This window comes from Candidatus Zixiibacteriota bacterium, from assembly GCA_040752595.1.
Classification (GTDB): Bacteria; Zixibacteria; MSB-5A5; order WJJR01; family WJJR01; genus JACQFV01.
Window position 1 is genome coordinate 16,586 of the sequence record JBFMGX010000001.1, and the last position, 20,383, is coordinate 36,968.

The 20,383-nt window shown below is 62.9% G+C and carries 19 protein-coding genes; 15 read left to right on the forward strand and 4 right to left on the reverse strand.

Annotated features, from left to right (window positions below):
• Positions 1–14: 14 nt before the first annotated feature.
• From AB1792_00085 to AB1792_00115, 7 genes are all read left to right on the forward strand, one after another.
• Complete coding sequence (locus AB1792_00085) at positions 15–1,379, forward strand: trypsin-like peptidase domain-containing protein (GenBank protein MEW5700619.1); 1,365 nt, start codon at positions 15–17, stop codon at positions 1,377–1,379.
• Between the two features lie 133 nt (positions 1,380–1,512).
• Positions 1,513–4,992, forward strand: a complete 3,480-nt coding sequence (locus AB1792_00090) for a translocation/assembly module TamB domain-containing protein (protein MEW5700620.1) — start codon at positions 1,513–1,515, stop codon at positions 4,990–4,992.
• A 23-nt stretch (positions 4,993–5,015) separates the two neighbouring features.
• A complete protein-coding gene (locus AB1792_00095; protein MEW5700621.1) occupies positions 5,016–6,896 on the forward strand; it encodes a BamA/TamA family outer membrane protein in 1,881 nt (626 codons plus the stop codon).
• A gap of 107 nt (positions 6,897–7,003) precedes the next feature.
• Positions 7,004–7,789 (forward strand): gamma-glutamyl-gamma-aminobutyrate hydrolase family protein, encoded by a 786-nt coding sequence (locus tag AB1792_00100; protein ID MEW5700622.1) that lies wholly within the window; start codon positions 7,004–7,006, stop codon positions 7,787–7,789.
• Positions 7,790–7,820: 31 nt separating this feature from the next.
• Positions 7,821–8,975 (forward strand): cysteine desulfurase family protein, encoded by a 1,155-nt coding sequence (locus AB1792_00105; GenBank protein ID MEW5700623.1) that lies wholly within the window; start codon positions 7,821–7,823, stop codon positions 8,973–8,975.
• Between the two features lie 221 nt (positions 8,976–9,196).
• Positions 9,197–10,333 (forward strand): tRNA 2-thiouridine(34) synthase MnmA, encoded by a 1,137-nt coding sequence (gene mnmA / locus AB1792_00110; GenBank protein ID MEW5700624.1) that lies wholly within the window; start codon positions 9,197–9,199, stop codon positions 10,331–10,333.
• Between the two features lie 35 nt (positions 10,334–10,368).
• Entirely contained in the window at positions 10,369–10,728 is a 360-nt protein-coding gene (locus AB1792_00115) for a cupin domain-containing protein (protein MEW5700625.1), read from the forward strand.
• 215 nt (positions 10,729–10,943) lie between these two features.
• Here AB1792_00115 and AB1792_00120 read toward each other — a convergent pair whose 3' ends face one another.
• From AB1792_00120 to AB1792_00135, 4 genes are all read right to left on the reverse strand, one after another.
• Positions 10,944–11,270, reverse strand: coding sequence for a hypothetical protein (locus tag AB1792_00120; GenBank protein MEW5700626.1), 327 nt, complete (start codon positions 11,268–11,270; stop codon positions 10,944–10,946).
• A gap of 31 nt (positions 11,271–11,301) precedes the next feature.
• Complete coding sequence (locus tag AB1792_00125; protein MEW5700627.1) at positions 11,302–11,526, reverse strand: hypothetical protein; 225 nt, start codon at positions 11,524–11,526, stop codon at positions 11,302–11,304.
• Positions 11,527–11,782: 256 nt separating this feature from the next.
• Positions 11,783–12,367, reverse strand: coding sequence for an NUDIX hydrolase (locus tag AB1792_00130; GenBank protein ID MEW5700628.1), 585 nt, complete (start codon positions 12,365–12,367; stop codon positions 11,783–11,785).
• Between the two features lie 7 nt (positions 12,368–12,374).
• Positions 12,375–13,544, reverse strand: coding sequence for a M24 family metallopeptidase (locus AB1792_00135; GenBank protein MEW5700629.1), 1,170 nt, complete (start codon positions 13,542–13,544; stop codon positions 12,375–12,377).
• Positions 13,545–13,877: 333 nt separating this feature from the next.
• On the opposite strand from AB1792_00135, the gene gatC reads away from it, so the two are divergent.
• From gatC to AB1792_00175, 8 genes are all read left to right on the forward strand, one after another.
• On the forward strand, positions 13,878–14,171 hold the full coding sequence (gene gatC / locus AB1792_00140; protein MEW5700630.1) for an Asp-tRNA(Asn)/Glu-tRNA(Gln) amidotransferase subunit GatC: 294 nt from the start codon (positions 13,878–13,880) through the stop codon (positions 14,169–14,171).
• Between the two features lie 55 nt (positions 14,172–14,226).
• Entirely contained in the window at positions 14,227–14,985 is a 759-nt protein-coding gene (locus AB1792_00145) for a 3-deoxy-manno-octulosonate cytidylyltransferase (protein MEW5700631.1), read from the forward strand.
• A gap of 57 nt (positions 14,986–15,042) precedes the next feature.
• Positions 15,043–16,716 (forward strand): CTP synthase, encoded by a 1,674-nt coding sequence (locus AB1792_00150; GenBank protein MEW5700632.1) that lies wholly within the window; start codon positions 15,043–15,045, stop codon positions 16,714–16,716.
• 142 nt (positions 16,717–16,858) lie between these two features.
• On the forward strand, positions 16,859–17,683 hold the full coding sequence (gene kdsA, locus AB1792_00155) for a 3-deoxy-8-phosphooctulonate synthase (protein ID MEW5700633.1): 825 nt from the start codon (positions 16,859–16,861) through the stop codon (positions 17,681–17,683).
• A 25-nt stretch (positions 17,684–17,708) separates the two neighbouring features.
• Entirely contained in the window at positions 17,709–18,218 is a 510-nt protein-coding gene (locus AB1792_00160) for a 3-deoxy-D-manno-octulosonate 8-phosphate phosphatase (protein ID MEW5700634.1), read from the forward strand.
• A complete protein-coding gene (locus AB1792_00165) occupies positions 18,215–19,261 on the forward strand; it encodes a KpsF/GutQ family sugar-phosphate isomerase (protein ID MEW5700635.1) in 1,047 nt (348 codons plus the stop codon). Before AB1792_00160 ends, AB1792_00165 begins: the two co-directional genes overlap by 4 nt.
• A gap of 45 nt (positions 19,262–19,306) precedes the next feature.
• Positions 19,307–19,861 carry an LPS export ABC transporter periplasmic protein LptC gene (gene lptC, locus AB1792_00170; GenBank protein ID MEW5700636.1) on the forward strand — a complete coding sequence of 185 codons (555 nt, stop codon included), beginning with the start codon at positions 19,307–19,309 and terminating at the stop codon, positions 19,859–19,861.
• A 17-nt stretch (positions 19,862–19,878) separates the two neighbouring features.
• Positions 19,879–20,235 carry a VOC family protein gene (locus AB1792_00175; GenBank protein MEW5700637.1) on the forward strand — a complete coding sequence of 119 codons (357 nt, stop codon included), beginning with the start codon at positions 19,879–19,881 and terminating at the stop codon, positions 20,233–20,235.
• Positions 20,236–20,383: the final 148 nt, after the last annotated feature.

Here is a 20,383-nt window from a genome sequence, read left to right on the forward strand (position 1 = left end):
CGGAGACTGACTGAATGGACCATGGCGATCGGTGTAGGCACATCCCAAAGCTGACAACACGATACCTATGTCTGGCGCTTGCCGCGTCGTTGGGCGGCATCGCAGTCCATGGCATGTCGCAGGCCCGGGTGCCGGGAGGTCCGCCCGGTTCCTTGCTGCAGGCGCTCGAGCATGAACTACGAACCGTGGTCGATGCTGTTTCTCCTTCCGTGGTCACGATTCGCTCCGCCTGCCGCATGGACTCGGGCCGCACCCCGAAGGCGGGGTCATCGTCGCTTTCCGTGGGTTCCGGTGTCATTATGGATACGCTCGGCCGAATCCTCACCACGTCACGCGTCATCGAGGATGCCGATGATTTTTGGGTCGAATCGGCCGATGGACGGCTCTTTCAAGCGACGCTGCTCGGCACTCATGGCGACGTCGCCGTTCTGCAGATTACCGCCACCAACCTCGTGCCGGCCCGGTTCGGAGACGGCGCGAACCTTGGCGTGGGATCGTTCGTCGCGGCCATCGGGAATTCCTACGGATACTCCGGCGGGTTGTCGTGGGGGGAGGTCAATGGGTTCCGGCCCGATGGGACAATCCAGATGTCGCTGGGTGTTTCCGCCGGGAGTTCCGGCGGCGCGTTGGTGAACAGCCGCGGCGAAGTCATCGGTCTTGTCAAGGCCAAGATCTCCGAGCCGTTCTATGTCGATCCACTCCTTCTGCCCGCCGGTGAGGGACGTGGGTCTGTCACCGTTCCCGGCCGGCGACTGGAATTGCCGACCTCCTCCGTCTCGCTGGCCATTCCGATCACGGTGGCACTGCGGGCGGCCGGGCGTGTCACCGATGTCGGTTTTGAAGCGCCCGCCTACATCGGCGTGTATGTTGAAGATCTGACCGGCTGGTATGCCGCCCACTTCAAGACCGAGAACGGTGTCTTGGTCACCGGGGTCGTGGAACACACACCGGCGGCACGCTTCGGGATCAAACAGGGGGATGTGATTGTCACAGTTGATCGCCAGGTTGTCCCGTCCGTCCGACGCTTCCGTCAGATCATCTCTCAGTCCCGTCCCGGGCAACGGCTGATGATCGACCTGCTCCGAGGTGGCAAACCGCTTAAGGTCGCGCTGGAAGCGGGCCGGGCGGATCTGCCCGAGCTGCAGGTCAGCACCGCGCCCTCGTCTTCTGCGTTAGGTCCATCCGGTGGTTCTCCCTTCTGGCTCCCTTCCGCGATTGTCCAAGATCGGCTGGCACGACCCGACAGGCCCGGTCTGGGTGCGGCACCGAAGGGGGATCAAGAACCGACAGACTGGGCGCAGCGCCTGCGCCGCCTGGAACAGATCGTGGACTCGCTGCAACAGGAATTGTCGGCTCTCAGACATACAGGCCAACACTGACGCACGCCGTGCCGATCTCGCTCGGCTGACATGACGGTACTCGCGATGGCCTTGCCCCGGCCCTCCGAGCATCGTATCGTGAGTCCGACTCGGTGGGGCGGCCTGTGAGTTCGACGCGGCGCGGCCTGGCAGTATGCGGAAACGCTTCAAAATCCCCCTTTGGACCTTGAGCTTTGTGCTGGTCGTCGGGGTCGGCACATACATCTGGCTGACCCAGTCCCCGTGGTTGAAGAATCGTCTGGTGGACAGGATCAACCGGACACTCCAACCGATCACGGACGTTCGCGTCGGCATCGGTTCTCTATCCGGAAACGTCCTCTCTTGCGTCGGCGCCAGCGGCATCGTCATCACAGCCCCGGGGCGCGGGGGCACTCTTGACACTCTGGTCACCGTCGGGCAGCTGGTGCTCGCCTATGACGTACGGACTCTCCTGTCCGAGGGACACGTCATCGATAGCATCCGGCTTTCGCAGGTTCGGCTCTTCCTGCCACGAGATTCGCTGGCGGCGCGGTGGCGGTCGCTACACCGGACTTCCGCATCAGAAGGAGGAATCAGAGGCGCTTTCGATCTGTCCTTGCGCTCCATTATCATCGAAGATGCCGCGCTCTGGCGGGTCGGGGACACGGTGCCGATCGTGGACGCGGTACGCATGGACGCGTTGCTCGCCGCCCAAAAGGGAGATGTCCACCTGCGACTCTGGGACATGTCAGCCCACTCCCATGCACTTGGGTCGGTCTCCGCGGCTGGACGCTGCGATATCACCAGCGCCGGGTGGGTCTGCGATTCACTCGTCCTGCGAGCCGGGCAGTCGGACCTCTTGTTGTCGGGGACCGCGGACCGGTGGCGTGTGCAGGGGCGGCCGCTGGTGTTGGATGATGTCGAGGCCATCGTCCATCTCGGTATACGGGGACGTCTGAATGTAGACGGGAAGATCCGAGCCGACTGGGAAGGGAAGCGGTGGACCGGTGACGTCATCACGACGGGCACGCTCGAGGGGTTTGTGCTGCAGGACGTTGCTGTCAGGTTTACTGCCGAGCCGGGTCACCTGGCTTTTGACTCGATTTCCGGGAATATCGCCGATGCCCGCTGGCACGGTACGGCACACGTGGATTGGGAGGCCCATCCCATACGGTGGAGCTACACGGGGAACGTGCGGGATCTCAACCTGGAACGCCTTGCCGAGGGGACGTATACCAGCGATTTCTCGGGGTTCGTTCGGCTGGAAGGTCTGGGTTCCACCGGCGATGATCTGCGCGTGCGCGGCGACGTCGACATGAGTGCCGGCGTATTTGATGACGTGCACTTCCAGCGTGCTCGGGGCGCCATCGGGGTGACATCGGACTCACTGATTCTGGGTGGCGATTTCACAGTGGAACTGAACGGGACGACCTTCGTCGGCGGCGGGACGGTCGCCTTCGCCGATTCGTTGGACCTCTTCGCCGATGTCACCTGCGGCGACCTGAGCCGGTGGGACCCGATGATCTTCATCGACTCCTTGGCCGGACGGGGGAGCGGCCGGATCATCCTCAGCGGGCTGACTCGCGATCCCGACTTGGAAGGGACCGTGGCGTCCGACACGTTGCGCATGTACGATCTCTACACGAACGAGTTCTCCGCCCGGTTCTCTGTTCCGCGGTTCCTGTACGAGCGTGCCGGCACTGTGGAAGCCCATTGGGGACGATCATCCACATGGGACGTGGCGACGGATTCGATCGAATTGAAGGCCCGTTTGATGGCGCATGACGTCGTCATCGATTGGGCGCATTGGTCGTCGCCGAACGTCGACGTGGAAGGGGCCGGGTGGCTCAACTGGTCGGCCGACACGGTCCCGGTCCAACTGTATCCCTTGACCATACAGTGGGACAACCAGCACTACTCCGCCGGCGACAGCGTCAGCATCGTCGTCGACTCCGTCGGATTTCGTCTGGCTCCCCTGTCATTTGAAGGGCCACTTGGTGTAGTCCACGCGGAAGGTCGTTTCGACTACGACACACGGATGGACCTGGGCTGGGAAGTGGAGCAATTCCGCCTGGAGTCTCTCTGGCGGCGGTTCTTTCCCACGGTTGAGTTGGCAGGCTTGCTGGAGGCGCGGGGACGCCTTCAGGGGACCTTTGCCGCCCCGCGGTTCTCTTTGACCGGCGCACTGTCCGATCTCAGCTATCAGGACCGCGACTTTGGTGATTTGGAGGGAGCGTTGTTCTACGAGGACAAACGTCTGGTGGCCGATTGGCTTCGCCTGAAGAATCCCGACTTTCAGGTGGACGCCAGCGGGACCTTCCCGATCGACCTGAGCTTCGAGACTGTCGATCAGCGCGTTCTGGCCGAACCGCTGTCGGGTCGGCTGAGTGCCTCGGGTGATAATCTCGATCGCATCGTGAGTTTCTGGCCGCAGACATTGGAGTCGATCCATGGCTCGTACTCTTTGTCCGCGACCGTCGGCGGCACGCCGCAATCGCCGCTCTTCAGCGGCAGCGGCACCATGCGCTCGGCGAGAGTCAAGGCGCTCGAAATCGTCAATCCCATCGAAGACGTCCAGGTTGACCTCACGTTGCGGCAGGATACGATCCGTGTCGACAAGGCGACCGGAATCGTGCGCGACGGACGCAAGCGGGGTCGCATCCGTGCCGTCGGATCGCTGTTGGTCGAATCGTATGATCGCTTCGACTACGATCTCACAGTGACGGGACGCGATGTTCCGGCGCGCTTCGAATTCGAGGACTACGCCGTCACCACTGATTTCGATCTGACGGTGAAAGGGTCAACGCCGCCGATTGTGAAGGGGACGATTCATCCCCTGCGTGTCGACGATCACGAGCCGCTCGCGGCGGAACCCGAGGCGCCGGTGATCGACACGACACTGTGGGACTGGGACATGTTGATCGACATGCCCGGAAACTACTGGCTGCGTAACGATCAGATCGAAGCTGAGCTGTCGGCCGACCTCCGTCTGGTGCGCTCGCGCGGGCAGGTGAACTACATCGGCACCGCGGAGTTCGTTCGCGGCAAGATCTACCTTCTGGACAAGGTCGGGCAGATCAAGCGGGGCGTCATCACTTTTGACGATCCGGTTCAGCCGAACCCGCAATTGGATATCGACGTCGTCTTTCGCATTCAGCAGCCTCGGGTGCAGGCGACGGCGACGGGCTCGTCGAGCCAGGTCGTCGATCTGAACCTGCATATCGGGGGCCGGGCCTCCGAACCGCTGATTCAACCCGAGGCGCCCTACACCGAACAGGACGTACTGCTGCTGCTGGCCACCAACACGACATCGGGATCCGGTGGGAGCGACACAACGACGACCGGCGATCCCTTGGCCAACCGGTTGAAGTTCGCCGCCACGGGGTTGCTACTCTCCGAGGTCCAGCGAGCGGCGGCGCGCAGACTCGGACTTGAGACGTTGGAGATCAACTCCCTCGGCGGGCTGAATGCGCAGATCACCGTCGGTCGGTATGTCTCACCGCATTTGTATCTGTACGGTAGCAGCCCGATTGACGTGGCCGGAGGGCAGGAGGTCGGGTTCGAATATCGCCTCGGTCGACATGTGTTCCTGGAAGGCAACCGCGACAAAGACAGTCGCTACCGGCTCAACCTGCACTTCAATTGGGACTATTGACGCCCGCTCCCGCTCGACGCGCTTTGATTTGTGCCGCCGCGTTGATCGCTCTCGGCGGTTCGGTGCTGCCCGTACTGGCACAAGCACAGGATGAGGCACTACGGACCTGGCGACGCAAACGTCCCGAGGTGGCCCGCGTCGATGTGGTCGGCAACCGGGCGCTGTCTGCCGGGCGGATTCGCGCCGTGATGGAGATTCATGCGCCGGGATTCTGGGCTCAACTGGGTTTGGCCCATCGTTCACACCTGCTGGTCGGCGCCGAGTATCGTGATCGCGAGGCGATTCGTCTCGCATACCGACGGCAGGGTTTCTGGGAAGCGGCGGCGCAGATCAGTGCCGCTCCTGATGAGAGCGGGGCTGCCATTGTCACCGTCACGATCAACGAAGGCCCGTGCTATTACTGGGGGGGCGTCCGTTTGGACGGTGACTCTCCGACACTCGTGGCACGGGGACAGCGGGAGCTGCGAGTTCTGGCTCGTGGCGCTCCCGCCGACTCGTTGACCATGGCTTTGGTTGCGGATCGTGTGCGTGCCCTCTGCGCTGACCGGGGGCACCCGCGGGCCGTGATGAGCGTGGCTCTCCATCCTCGCGCCGACTCCATCGATGCCGAGCTTCATCTCACCGCTGCAGATTCCGTCGTCTTGGGGGAACTGACCATCCGCGGAGCCGAGAAAACCAACGAGCGGCTGGTGGGCCGTGAGATCGCATGGGAACCGGGCGCCGCCTTCTCCCAGCGACGCCTGGCGTGGCGCCAACAGGATGTCTATGCCAGTGGTCTGTTCAGCTTCGTTCACCTGGAACCGACCGGGTTTGACTCAGCCGGTCCGGGGCAGCCGAAGCGCGCCAACTACCAACTTCGCGTCGTTGAGCGCGACCCCTCATATGTGGAATTCCGCACCGGCGCCGGGCAGGATCCGGAACGCGACCTGACGTGGGACTACGCGGTCGAGTGGGGCTCCCGGAATTGGATGGGGTCGGGGCGTCAGTGGTCATTGTCGGCCCAGTCCGGATTCGTCATCGTCACCGACTGGCGGGTGCTCCATCATCGCTTCGCCGCGCGCTATACGGAGCCATGGGTCTTTGGTGTGCGTCTGCCGACGACACTCACCCTGGCCTACCAGCCGGGTGTGCGCGCCGCGACCCAAGACTTCAAAGTGGAGACCTATTCCGGCGAGTTGAATGTGACGCGGCGTGTTGGCCGGACGGCTCGGTGGTGGTCTTCGCTCATCTATGAACGTGTGACGATCTACGGTATACCGGCGGATCAGTACCAAACGTTCCTGGAACAGCAGGGAATCAGTGTTCGACGTCGTTGGACCGTGGCGGCGGAACGGGACACGCGGCCCAACGTGTTCATTCCGACCTCGGGCGCGCGCACACGCGTGGACGGGGAATATGTCGGTGGTGTCCTGGGTGGAGCTGATGATTTTTACAAGTTGGACATTTCCTGGGCCCGTTACCAGATCGTCAGCGCCCCGACGGTGCTGGCGTCGCGTTTTCGCCTCGCTTGGGCGAATACGCACTCCGGGGGCACGCTCATTCCCACGCTGGACCGGTTCTATCTGGGCGGGGCCAACTCGATTCGGGGGTACGCCGAGAACACGATCGGTCCGGTCGACGATTCCACCGGCGCGCCGATCGGCGGACGCGTCGTGACGATGGCCAACCTCGAGTTGCGTACGCCGGCGGTGTCCAAGCTCTGGTTCACTCTTTTCCTCGACGCCGGGAACAACTTCGCGGACTTCCGGCGCGTCGCGCTCAAGGATATGCTGGTTTCCTTGGGCATCGGTTGGCAGTACATCGCGCCGGTGGGGCCGATCCGTCTGGACTACGCCCGACGGGTCGTGCACCCGCGGTATCCCAAGTCGGACCGATTGCATTTGTCGATTCTGTTCTCATTCTGACGAACTTCGTGGGCGAGTGAAGAATCGGCGCGATCCGATCAACGCTTTCAGTAAACCGTGCGTACTGTGATCATGCCGCGCCGAACGCGGCTTGGAGGGAATGGCTTGTGGATAAGCCGCCACTCATCTGCCTGACCTTGCGGGGACAGTCGTATAATGAAGGACGTCGTGACCCGACGCCGTACGCGTATGAATGGCTTCCCAGTGCCTTCGGGGCGGCGATTGCCGCGGCCGGCGGTGTTCCCATCGGGATCTCCAATGAATGCCCGACGGCGCAGGTCGCTTCCGTGCTCGATCACGTTGATGGGCTGTTTCTCACCGGTGGTGAGGACGTGGCGCCGGAGCACTTCGGTGAACATGCCGAAGTGGACAATCTGACCATCAATCCGGAACGAGATCGGGTTGAATTGGCGGCGATCGCGGCGGCCGATTCACTCGGCCTGCCGATACTGGGAGTCTGTCGCGGGATTCAGGTTCTCAACGTGGCCCGGGGTGGGACGCTCTATCAGGATCTGGGCGAGCAATACCCACAGTCGCCGCGCGATCATTCCCGCGGCGGCAGCGGGCTGTATGTGCAGACACATGCCGTGGACGTCGCGCCGGGGTGTCGCCTGCAATCTGTCCTGAAGGCGGCACGGGTCGCCGTGGCCACCAGCCATCATCAGGCCATCAAGTCGCCGGGACGCGGTCTCGTTGTGACCGCGCACGCCCCGGAGGACGGCGTCATCGAGGCGGTCGAGGAGGTCGGTGATCGGTTCGTTGTCGGCGTCCAATGGCATCCAGAAGTGCGCCCCGATGATGATGCCACCGTGCGGCTCTTCCGTGCGTTTGTGGAGGCGGCACAACTGTACTCCGCGCGTCGCCGTCGCATGACAGGTTCTCTGTCAACCTGACAGTCGGGAGCAAGAGAGCGACATACACACCATGCACGCAATCTACTGCGACTATAACAGCACGACACCGACCGACCCCCGCGTGGCTGACATCGTGCGCCAGGTCGCCGTGGAGGATTTCGCGAACGCCTCGTCGGCGCACCGGCTGGGGCAACGTGCCCGCGTACGGCTGGACGACTCCCGTGCCCAGATCGCCTCGTTCATTGGGGCGAAGCCCTCCGAGATTGTCTTCACCGGCTCCGGGAGCGAGGCCGACAACCTCGCGATTCTCGGCTCCCTCCACGCGCCGGATGCGCGCGGCAGGCACTGGGTGACCGTCGCCACCGAGCACCATGCGATCACCGAGACGGCGGCGTGGACGCGCCGCGCCGGTCTTGAAGTCACCGTGCTGCCGACGGACCGGTTGGGGCGGGTTGATCCGGAGGAATTCGCACGATCGTTGCGGACGGATACGCAGGTTGCGTCGGTCATGCTGGCCAACAACGAGATCGGGACGATCCAGCCGGTGTCACTGTTGGCACGGTTGGCCCACGAGCGCGGCGTGGTCTTTCATACCGACGCGGTCCAGGCATTGGGGAAGATCCCCGTGGACGTGGACAAGCTGGGAGTCGATCTACTCTCCCTGTCTTCCCACAAGTTCTATGGACCGAAGGGTATCGGGCTGCTCTATGTCCGGCAGGGCATTCGGTTGGCTCCGATCCTGCATGGCGGTGGCCAGGAAATGGGCCGTCGTCCCGGCACCGAGAATGTCCCCGGTGCGGCAGGAACCGCCGTCGCGATGAAGCTCTTGCATGAAGACCCCGACGAACCCAGACGCGTCGCGGCGATTGCGGCGGAATTTCAACGGTTGCTGGGTGAGAAAGTCACCGACATTGAGCTCTTCGGTGATCCCGATAGCCGACTTCCCAACACCGTGGCGGTCGGCTTCGGCGGCGTGGACGGAACCGACCTGATGATTGCGCTGGATCTGCGGGGACTCTGCGTCTCAACCGGCTCGGCATGTACCTCGGGCGTTCGTGAGCCGTCGCATGTGCTCCAAGCGCTGGGCATTGTGCCGCATTACGCCCATGGATCGATTCGTTTCTCATTCGGACGAGGCAGTCGCACAGAACATGCTGCCATCATCGCCGATGCCGTCGCTGCCGAAGTCGAGCGGATGCGGACGCTGCCACGTGGCGGGCTCTGATTGTACGGCGTGGTGAGAGTACGAGTCTGAATATGATGTGCCATGTTCTGACGACAGAGCCCCTCACCCAACCCTCTCCCCAGAAGGGAGAGGGGAAGACCCTGCTCCCTGTCTGGCAGGGCGACGGCGACAGATAACCTCTCCCTCCGGGAGAGGTCGCTCGGACCTCCGGTCCGAGCGGGTGAGGGATCGTGCCGCCCCCTCTTGGAAATGCGTAGAGCATGTTGAGTGGTTTCGCATCGATCATCGACTCCCGCTGGAGAGGTCGCCGCGTGGCGGCGGCCATGTCGGGGGGTGTCGATTCATCGGTCGCGGCCGTCCTGCTGGCGGCCGCCGGCTGTGACGTCGTCGGCATCACGATGAAGCTCTGGGATTACGAAGCGGTGGGCGGAGATCGCGCGCGCGATGGTCGGTGTTGCACGGTCGAATCGTTTGCCGACTGCCGGGCGATCGCGGCCAAGTTTGACTTCCCGCACTACACGGTCGATTTGTCGCGGCGATTCGCGGAGACCGTGATGGCCGATTTCGTGTCCGAATACCGTCGCGGACGGACCCCCAATCCCTGCGCGGTCTGCAACACGCAGATCAAGTGGCCGGCGCTCTGGGAGAAGGCGGTCGCCTACGGATGCGACGCCATCGCCACCGGTCACTATGCGCGCCTGGAGCAATGCGCGGGTGGCGACATCGCCCTGCACCGGGGGATCGATGCGACACGTGACCAGTCGTACTTTCTGTGGGGCGTGCCGCGCGAGTTTCTGACGCGCACCATCTTCCCGCTGGGTCGGCTGACGAAGATTCAAGTTCGCGAGATCGCCCGCCGGCACGGCCTCGTCAACGCCGAGCGTCCCGAGAGTCGCGACATCTGCTTCGTCACCGACAATGACTTGGATCGATTCCTCGCCGAGTGTGCCGATCGCGACGGTGTCGCATCGACACCCGGTCCCGTGCTCAACGCCCAAGGCATCGCCATCGGTCGGCATGACGGATTCGAACGGCTGACCATCGGCCAGCGCAAAGGGTTGGGGATTGCGACCGGGCGGCCGCAATACATCACGGCCATCGATGCCGAGACCGGTGCCGTGACCATTGGCGACGATGCCGATCTGTTCTGTCACCGCTGCCTCGTCACCAGGGTGAACTGGTTGATGGAGCCGCCTAAGGAGACGTTTCGCGCCCGGGTGCAGATACGCTATCGGCACCAGGCCGCACCCGCGCTGGTGATACCGGACGGCCCCGAGAGCTTCGAGATTGTCTTTGATGCGCCCCAGCGCGCCATCACGCCGGGGCAATCGGCCGTCGTCTATGATCCCGATTCCGACCGACTCCTCGGCGGCGGCGTCATTGCTTCTGTGAGATAGGACTGACGATCTTGGTCTCACACACAGGAGGGTCGGTGAACTACGACATTCACTCCGACATCAAGTATGCGCCGCTGGAACTCGTGGAAGTCGGGCGGCTTGCCGGTGAGTGCACGACGCAATGGTGGAATCAATCACTCTGCCAGGTGAATGACAGTGTCGTGCGGCTGGGCGTCTTTCAGGGAGAATTCCACTGGCACAAACACGACCGCGAGGACAAGTTCTTCTTCGTCCTTGAGGGCAGTCTGCTATTGGATTTGGAGGGGCGGACAGTGGAACTCGGTACGCGGGAGGGGTTGCTTGTGCCCCATGGCGTCCGGCATCGGACACGAGCGTTGCAGCGCACGGTTGTCCTGATGATCGAGGCCGCCACAGTCGTCCCGACCGGGGACTGACTTGCCTCGTGCCGTGCCGCTGTCACGACCGGAAGAAGTAGTCGTACATCGATGACACGCCGAGACTGTCGGGCGTCAACGGTTCAAACGTGTCGCCCCGCCAGATCAGCAGACAGCGCATGCAGACCCAGAGTCCATGTTGGCAGATCAGTTTGCGCTGGCAGCGCGGACAGGATCGATGATGACGATGCCGCTTGTGCATTGCGCCCCCGCTTTCATCGCGAACGCGAGATCAGCATGAACATGGTGACACCCATGAGAATGGGGAAGGTCTTCATCGGCGACCAACAGGGCATCAACACGAGCAACAGAACCGTCAGGATCGCCGACGGCAGGATGACATAGAACGTCAGGTTGACAGCCGCCTTCGCGGCCCGGCCCAGCAGTATGAGCACGCCGAAGGCTATCAGGATCCAGATTCCCCACTTGACCGGCGCGCCATAGCGGCTCTCGATCCAGACATTCATCTCGATCCATCGTCCGGACAGACCGGCGATGAACTGCTGGATGGCTCCGATGATGGTCGTCAACAGGGTTGTCACGATGCGCCACCGTGTTCTGACGACTGCTGGGTCAGGTGCATTGCTGACCGATCGGTTCAATGGTCAGCGATGACTCCCCGACCTCGCTCAATCCGTTCATCCGCGACGTCAGGAAGTTGCGCGAGGTGATCCACTTCTGCGAGAAATCCATCACCTCATCCTGAGTCGCTTCGTCCTCCCAATCGAGGGTCAGACTCTCGATGCGCTCACCGTGAACCAGGAGCTCTTCCATTGTCAGGACATAACGGACTTTCATCGCCCCGCCCTCGTCTGCGGGTCCGCCTGCGCGAACCCACAGCCAGGGGATGCAATGGAAGTGCCGGGCAACTTGGAGGGTCAGTCAGCCATCACTCCATGCCAGTAAGCAACTAAGGGATAATGGGATACGTGATCTGCTTCGAGTGTCGGTTTATGTGCGAGCCGACCGTCTCGACAAACGAGGACGAGTGGGAAGTGGTGACCGGCCTACAAGATGTGGCAAACGGACAACGTCCCCGATGCCGCCTTGGCGTTCAGGGATTGGCGGATTGATACTGGAGGAATAGGGGATGGACCGCCGCCACCTGCTCGTGGAGGGCGGCGCGGTAGTGCAGTCCGCCGTGTGATGTCAGCCGCATCATACGTCCGAAGGCGGCAAACTCCGATGGCAAGGCCCAACGGGCTTCACGAATCTCATGGTGATCGACCGGTGCGATCTTTTGGTCGATGGCCGAGGCCGAGAACACATGCGTGCACCAGTCAATCCTGCGGGTGTCTTCCACGAATGTGACATCGACACGAAGCAGGTAGGAGGCGAGGCGAATGCGGAGTCCCGTCTCCTCGTATGCCTCGCGCGATGCCCCCGCTTCGAGTGATTCACCGGGAGTCAGCCCCCCTGAGGGTGCGCGGAACATGCCGGGCGGGTAGACAGGCTTTGCGATTACGGCGATCCGGCCATCGGCCGCGATGTACAGCGTGATGTCGTGCGCCCGCCCGTCCCTCTGACTCCCTCTGATGATCGCGTAGTTATCGGGTGTGACCGGCTGGATGTGAGTCCACCGAACCGGGGTGCCGTAGCGCGCCTCCCAGCTCTCAATTGTCGTTGCCGGGATGTCCATCGCCCGTTCAGAGAAGTGGGGTGACGGCACGTTGCAACGGGAGGGTTGTGACCACGGGACGGCCCCGCTCGATCAATACGTTGATCTCTGAACGAATCCCGAATTCAGGCAGGTAGATCCCCGGTTCAATCGTGAAGGCGACGCCGTCCTGCAGGCGACGACGGTCTTGTGTCTCCAGGTTGTCGATGTTCGGTCCGACGTCGTGCACATTGGCGCCCAGCGAGTGCCCGGTGCGGTGAATGAACCGGTCACCGTATCCCGCCTCCACGATCACGGTCCTGACCGCCTCATCGACCTCGTAGCCGCAGACGGTGCTCCCGCCCTCCATCTTCTTCGCCAGGAATTCCACGCCCCGGTCGCGGGAACGGGCCACAACTTGGAACACCGAATCGATTCGGGCCGGAATCGTCCTGCCCGTGTATCCCGTCCAGGTGATGTCGGCGTAGACGCCATCCGGGGTATCGTGCTTCGCCCACAGATCGAGCAGGACAAGCTGGTCCGGACCGATTGAGGCGCTGCCTTGGGGACCCGGTTCGTAATGTGGATCGCCGGCGTTGGCGTCCACCGCGCAGATCGGCCCCTCCCCGTCGTTGATCATCCCGCGGCGTGCAAACTCCTCCCGAATGAACTGGACGACGTCGTACTCGTGCAGCGTCCTGTGCGCCGAGATCTGATCGGTGATCAGGCGGAAGGCCGCATCCTTGATTTCGATCAGCGCGTCGGCGGCCCGGCGGTGAAGCGCGATCTTCGCCGGCGACCAACAAGCGAGCATCGTCGCCACCAGATCAGCCGAGGAGACGATGTCCACGCCGAGGGCGCGCACCTTCTCAATCGTCCCGGCATCAACCCGGGCGACATAGGGAATCGCATTGTCGGGAGAATACTCCATGGCGACGCGCCGCCCACGCACGATCCGGCGCAGTGCCTGATCCAACTCCTGCCACGACAGGTAGGTATGGCGATGCGCCCGAAGATCGGCAAAGGCGGGCTGTTCCATTATGTGAATGACGGCCTCCGGCTCGCCCTCCCGGGGAATGAAGACGAACCAGCGGCGGGTGACCATCCGCTTAAGTCCGACCACCTGCCGGGCGATCGGATTCAAACCGTGCGCGTCATACAAAAGCCACCCATCCAGATCGGTCTGCGCCAGGAGTGCTTGGATTTCAGATGTCCTCATCGGTTCCTCCATCTCGCCGAAGCGGGTGCACCCGGCAATCAACGCAACTGCGGGTCCACGACACAAGCGCCATCGTCATGTGTTGCATGGGGTGAACATGAACCCGCATCTGTCATCCCGAGCGAAGCGAGGGATCTGCTGTTTCCGGTGGTTCAACAAAGCAGATCCCTCACTTCGTTCGGGATGACGAAGGAGCTGCGTTCCTCGACCCCAGTGGCGCCCCGGTCGCAACGATCGATTCCGGGTCCAGAAATGGTGATTGACAGGAGATGCACGCACGGCTATTGATGGTGCACGGGAAAGGGAGACTCCGACTTTTGGGGTCTGGAGCAGATGGCAATCACAGCGGAAGATGTGGCATACGTGGCGCGTCTGGCGCGTCTGGAGTTGACCGAGGAAGAGATCGCCCGCTTCGGACGGGAGCTGGGGCAGATCAGCGCCTACGTGGCGCAATTGTCCGGGCTCGATTTGGGTGATGTCGATCCCGAGCCGGTGCTCCCTTTGATCAAGTCGGCAGAGGCGCTGCGTTCCGACGAGGTCTCTCCGAGTCTCCCGGTCGATCAGGCACTGTCCGGGGCTCCCGATGCTGCCGACGGCTTCTTCCGGGTTCCCAAGGTGATCGGGTAACAGATCTGTAGGGCGGGCTCTGCCCGCCATTGTCTCACTCTGAAACGATCATACCGTGAATTCCGCTCGCGCCATCGGCCCCGATGACATCATCGGCGTCATCCCCGCGCGTTGGGGGGCGACTCGTTTTCCCGGCAAGATGCTGGCGTCAATCGCCGGGCGGCCGCTCATCACGTGGGTCGTGCGCGGTTGTCGGCGGTCACGTCGAGTGACACGGTGGATCGTTGCCACCGACGACCAACGGATTGCCGTTGCCGCCGCGGCCGCGGGTGCCGGCGTCGTCATGACGTCGCGCGGGCTCAAGAGCGGCTCCGACCGTGTCGCCCAAGCGGTGGCCAACGAACGCGTTGCTTGGGTCGTCAACTGGCAGGGCGACGAGTGGCTTCCCAACGGCCGTCCGATCGATCTGTTGGTGGCGGCGCTGGAGCGGGACGATTCCTGCTCCGTGGCCACGCTGGTCCGACCGCTTCCGCCGGTGGAGGCACGAAATCCGAACCGCGTCAAAGTTGTTGTTTCCCGCAGCGGACGCGCGTTGTACTTTTCGCGGGCACCGATCCCGCACGATTCGACCGGAAAGGCGCCCTTCTGGTTGCATGTCGGCGTCTATGGCTTTGCCCGACGCACCCTATTGGAATTCGCCGGGTGGCCGCAGACGCCATTGGAGAAACAGGAGAAGTTGGAGCAGTTGCGGCTCCTGGAGCATGATGTCCCGATCGCGGTGGCCCGCAGTCGCGTCGCGACATATGGAATCGACACCCCGGCCGATGCCCGCGCGCTCGCGAGGCGTCTCCGGCCGGGCCGGCGGAGCCAATAGTCATTCGCAATCGAATGGACAGGGATGCCGATGACCTCGTAGGGGAGGGATAGGGATATGGACGCACTCGGAGTGCCCCACACCAAACACGTCTTCGTGACCGGCGGCGTCGTGTCGTCGCTGGGGAAGGGGATCGCGGCGGCGTCTCTGGGGCTCTTGCTGAAGCGGCGGGGGTTGCGCGTCGGCCTGCAGAAGTTTGATCCATATCTCAATGTTGATCCCGGGACGATGAACCCCTTTCAGCACGGCGAGGTGTTCGTCCTCGATGACGGCGCCGAGACCGATCTGGATCTCGGTCACTACGAGCGGTTTCTCGGTGAGAGTCTGACCAGTCAGAGCAACGTCACGACCGGGCAGGTGTATGAGACGATCATCTCCCGCGAGCGGCGCGGCGACTACCTCGGCGCCACCGTACAGGTGATCCCGCATGTGACCAACGAGATCAAGTCGCGCATCCGGCGCATGGAAAAGCGCAATGGTCCGCTCGACGTCGTGATCACGGAAATCGGCGGCACGGTCGGCGACATCGAGTCGCAGCCTTTTCTTGAAGCGATCCGCCAGATGGGGCTGGAAGATCCGCCCAACAGCACGCTGTACATCCATCTGACGTTGGTGCCCTATATCGAAACCGCCGGCGAGCCCAAGACCAAGCCCACGCAGCACTCGGTCAAGGCCCTGCGGGAGATCGGCATCCAGCCCCACATGCTCTTGTGCCGCACCGCCGCCGAGCTGTCCGAGGAGATTCGCGCCAAGATCGGCCTGTTCTGCAACATGCCGGCGAGCTCCGTCTTCTCGGCCATCGACGTCGATTCCGTGTATGAAGTACCGCTGCGCTTTCATGCCCAAGGCGTCGATGATCTGGCCTGTCGCTTCCTCGCATTGGAGGCGCCGCCGCCGGACTTGGAGGATTGGCGGGCGATGGTCGACCGGATCAAGAACCCCGGCCGACGGGTGCGCATCGCGATCTGCGGCAAGTATGTGACGCTGAAAGATGCCTACAAATCGATCATCGAGGCGTTCGTGCACGCCGGAGTTGCCAACGATGCCCACGTCGACTTGGAATGGGTTTCCTCGGAGAATATCAAGAAGCAGGGGGCGGAACCGTTCCTCGACAACATCGACGGGCTGTTAATTCCCGGCGGCTTCGGCGAGCGCGGCGTCGAGGGGAAGATCGAGGCAATTCGCTTCGTGCGTCAGCAGGGGATACCGTTCTTCGGCATCTGCCTGGGGATGCAGTGCGCCGTCATCGAGCTGGCGCGCAGCGTCTGCGGGTTGGACGACGCCCAATCGACCGAGTTCAACCGCGAAGCAGCTCATCCGGTGATCACCCTTCTCTCCGAGCAACGCGAAGTCACCAACATGGGCGGAACGATGCGTCTCGGCGCCTACCCCTGCGTGTTGACGGAGGGGACCAAGACGCATCGCGCCTATGGCACGGCCCAGATTTCCGAACGACACCGCCACCGCTATGAGTTCAACAACCAGTATCGCGACCAGATCTTCTCGGCGGGAATGGTCCCCGCCGGCCTGTCGCCCGATGACACACTCGTGGAAATCATCGAAATTCCCGACCATCCCTGGTTTATCGGTGTGCAGTTCCATCCCGAGCTAAAGTCGCGACCGACCGCTCCCCATCCATTGTTCCGTGACTTTGTGGCGGCGGCGGTCAAGTTCCGCCAGTCGCGGGAGCCGCACACCGTCGTTCACGGCCACAGCGCCGGAGCGGCATAGGTTCGTCTCTCGCCGACACCCGTGGGTGCTCTGCCCGTTGCGAATCCAAGACAAGGGGCTTAAGCCCCTTGTTTACCGGTAACCCAGTTGACATGATTGTGTATACTCTGTGGTCGCGGGGTCCGACCGCACGGAGATCGATGTGAATACGGGATTCCCTTCACCAGTCGTTCGACACTTCCCCGTCGGCCCGCACACTGTCGGCGACGGTCGGTTGCTGTGGATCCTCGGCCCCTGCGTGCTGGAATCCGAAGAGATGGCGGTGCGCGTGGCTGAAGGGCTCGCCGAGGCGTCGCAACGCGACGGCCACGCCATCGTCTTCAAGTCATCGTACATGAAGGCGAATCGGATGCGCGGCGACTCGTACAGCGGCCCCGGTCTCGATGAGGGGCTGGCGATTCTCGAACGCGTGCGCGCTGCCACGGGCCTGCCGCTCACGACCGATGTGCACACGGCGTTCGAGGCCCACGCGGCTGCAAACGTGGTCGATTTGTTGCAGATTCCCGCCTTCCTTTGTCGCCAGACCGATTTGGTGGTGGCGGCGGCCGAAACCGGCAAGCCGATCAATATCAAGAAGGGTCAGTTTCTCGCTCCCGCCGACATGGGTCACATCGCCGACAAGGCGGTCCGCGCCGGCAACGACCGCGTGATCCTGACGGAACGCGGCAGCACCCACGGGTACAATGATCTCGTCGTCGATTTTCGCTCCCTGCCGATCATGCGTGGGCTGGGATTCCCGGTTTGCTACGACGCGTCCCACTCGCTCCAGACGCCCGGTTCGGCCGGCGGTCGGAGTGGCGGTCGTCGCGAGTTTCTTTTGCCGTTGTTACGGGCGGCGGTCGCCGTCGGCGTGGACGCCGTGTTCTGCGAGGTGCATCCCGATCCGGCGACGGCGTTGAGCGACCGCGATACGCAGTGGCCGCTGGCCGAGCTGGACCGGCTCTTTGAGGCGGTAACTCATGCGTAGTCACAGGCGCCCCCCACGAGCCCGTTTGCAGAAGATACAAATGCTGATCTTCGATTTTGACGGTGTATTGACCGACAACTACGTCTATTTGACCGAGCGCGGCGAGCGGATCAAGCGCTTCTGGGTGCCTGATGGCGTCGGCGTCTTCATGGCGCACCGTGCCGGAATCAAGATGGCGATCATCACCGGCAACGAGGACGGCTCAACGCGGCATCGCGCGGAGTACCTGCGCATCTCTGACGTTTTCCAAGGCGTGCGCGACAAGGTGGCCGTCTACGAGGGGCTCCTTCACAAGTACCGGCTATCCGATTCCGATTGCCTGTTCATCGGCGATGATCTCCCCGATCGGGAGATCTTCCGGCGTCGCGGCCTTCTGACTCTGGCGCCGCCCGATGCGCATCCGGAGATTCTGCGTCTGGCACGGTGGGTCGGGACGATGCCCGGTGGACGGGGGATCGTGCGCGAGGCGATCGATGCGCTGTTGGCGGCGCGGATGTCCCCTCGTCGGTCGCTGTTGGCGGGGAGAAGGCGATGACAAGATCGATACCTATCTCCTTCACCAATGCGGCACCAGTCTCAGCCGACCCGGCTGTCACTGTGTCGGACGCAGCGCGGGAACGTCGCCTGGGGATCGCACGCGACGTGATTCGCCGCGAAGCCGAAGCGGTGGGGGCACTGGTGGAGCGGCTCGATGCCCGGTTTGCCGTCGCGGTGGAGTTGCTCTTGCATGCGACCGGCCGGGTGATCGTCACGGGAATGGGGAAGTCCGGGCTGATCGGGCAGAAGATCGCCGCCACACTGTCCTCCACCGGCACGCCGGCGTTCTTTCTCCATCCGATTGAAGCGGGCCATGGCGATCTCGGTGTCGTCGGCACCGGCGATGTCGTCATCGCCATCTCACGATCGGGAGTGTCCGATGAGATCGGCGACTTGCTCCCCGCCTTCAAGCGGTTGGCGGTTCCGATTGTTCTGATCACCGGCAACAGCGAGGGCGACCTGGCGCGTCGTGCCGACGTCGTCCTCGATGCTGCCGTCGTGGGGGAAGCTGAACCACACGATCTGGTTCCGACCTGCTCAACGACCGCTGCCCTGGCCTTGGGCGATGCGCTGGCGGTGGCGGTTCTCTCCGAGCGTGGTTTCACGCCCGAGCAGTTTGCCCGTCTGCACCCACGCGGTGCCTTGGGCCGACGGCTGCTGCTCACGGTCGCCGACCTGATGCACACGGGCGACGCCATCCCACTGGTGAACCAAGAGGCACCGTTCAAAGACGTCTTGGTCGAGATGACACGCAAACGTCTGGGCGCGACCGGGGTTGTCGATGACAGCGGGCGACTGGTCGGGATCTTCACCGATGGCGACCTGCGCCGACGCGTCGAAACCGGCGGTGATTTGATGTCACTCACGGCGGCCCAGGTCATGACCCCTGGGCCGAAGACGGTTGCCGCCACGGAACTGGCGGTCGGTGCTTTGGCGCGGATGGAAGAGAATCGAATCACCGTGCTGTTTGTTATCGATGCGAAGGGGCATCCCGCCGGCATTCTGCACATGCACGATGTCCTATCCTCGGGGGCGGTCTGATTGTCGTGCTCTTCCTCCAGAATCACCCATCACAGGGGATGAACAATGACCCGTAGGGGCGACAATGGGATTCTCTGCCTGACAGTGGCCGCGCTCCTCGTCTCCTGCGGACGCCATGAACCCGCCGTGCCGCCGGCGGCGCAGTCATTCCCGTCGTCCGAGGCCACCAATGCCACGACGGTCTTTCTGACCGGTCCGGTGGTGACGACACGAATCACCAGCGGGAAAATCGTCAGCTATGCGGAGCAGGATTCGGCGTGGGGATACAGTCTGTCGGTCGACTTCTACGACGAGCAGGGGAAGCACACCTCCATCCTGGTAGCCGATTCCGCCCTCGTCCGGGAGAAGGCGCGTTTCCTCGAGGTCTTTGGCGACGTGAAGATCACGACCGATGATGGGCGCACGCTCGAAACCGATCGTCTCGCTTGGAACGACAACAAGAGGACGATCAGCACCGATGGATATGTAGTCATCACGAAGGGCAGCGACGTCATGCGCGGTTACGGCTTCGAGTCCGATCCGGAACTGACGCACATCCGTTTGCGGCGGCAGGTCACCGGACGGCTGACGAACATGGAGAAACTGCGAGACACTACCTAACTCGCGGAGGTTCGGGCATGGCACAACCCGTCGTTCATTTCGAAATCTGCGGCGCCGACGCCGCCAAGGCGCGCGCGTTCTATGCCAAGCTGTTTGAGTGGGAAATCTCGATGTGGGAGGGTCAGGACTATGGTCTCGTGGCCAAGACAGGCGACAATAGCATCGGCGGCGGCGTCGGCCCGCTGATGCCGGGTCAGCAGCCGTCGATTCTGATCTACATTCAGGTCGACGACCTGCAGAAGTACCTGGACAAGGCAACTGCGCTCGGCGGGAAGACGATCCACCCTCCATCGCCAATCCCTGGTATCGGCAGCTTCGCGCTTTTCGCCGATCCCAATGGCGTGACGGTCGGTCTGTTCAAACCGCAGACGTAATGCCGTGCAAGCTGCGGAAAGTGCTAGTGTCGTGTCCCAGAAATTCCTTTGCGCAGAAAACGGACTTCTGCTCGGGGATTGCCCGCGCAATCCTCGGCTATGCAACGGGTTATGGTCGAGGCGCATAAACGAAAGCCTGAAACTTATG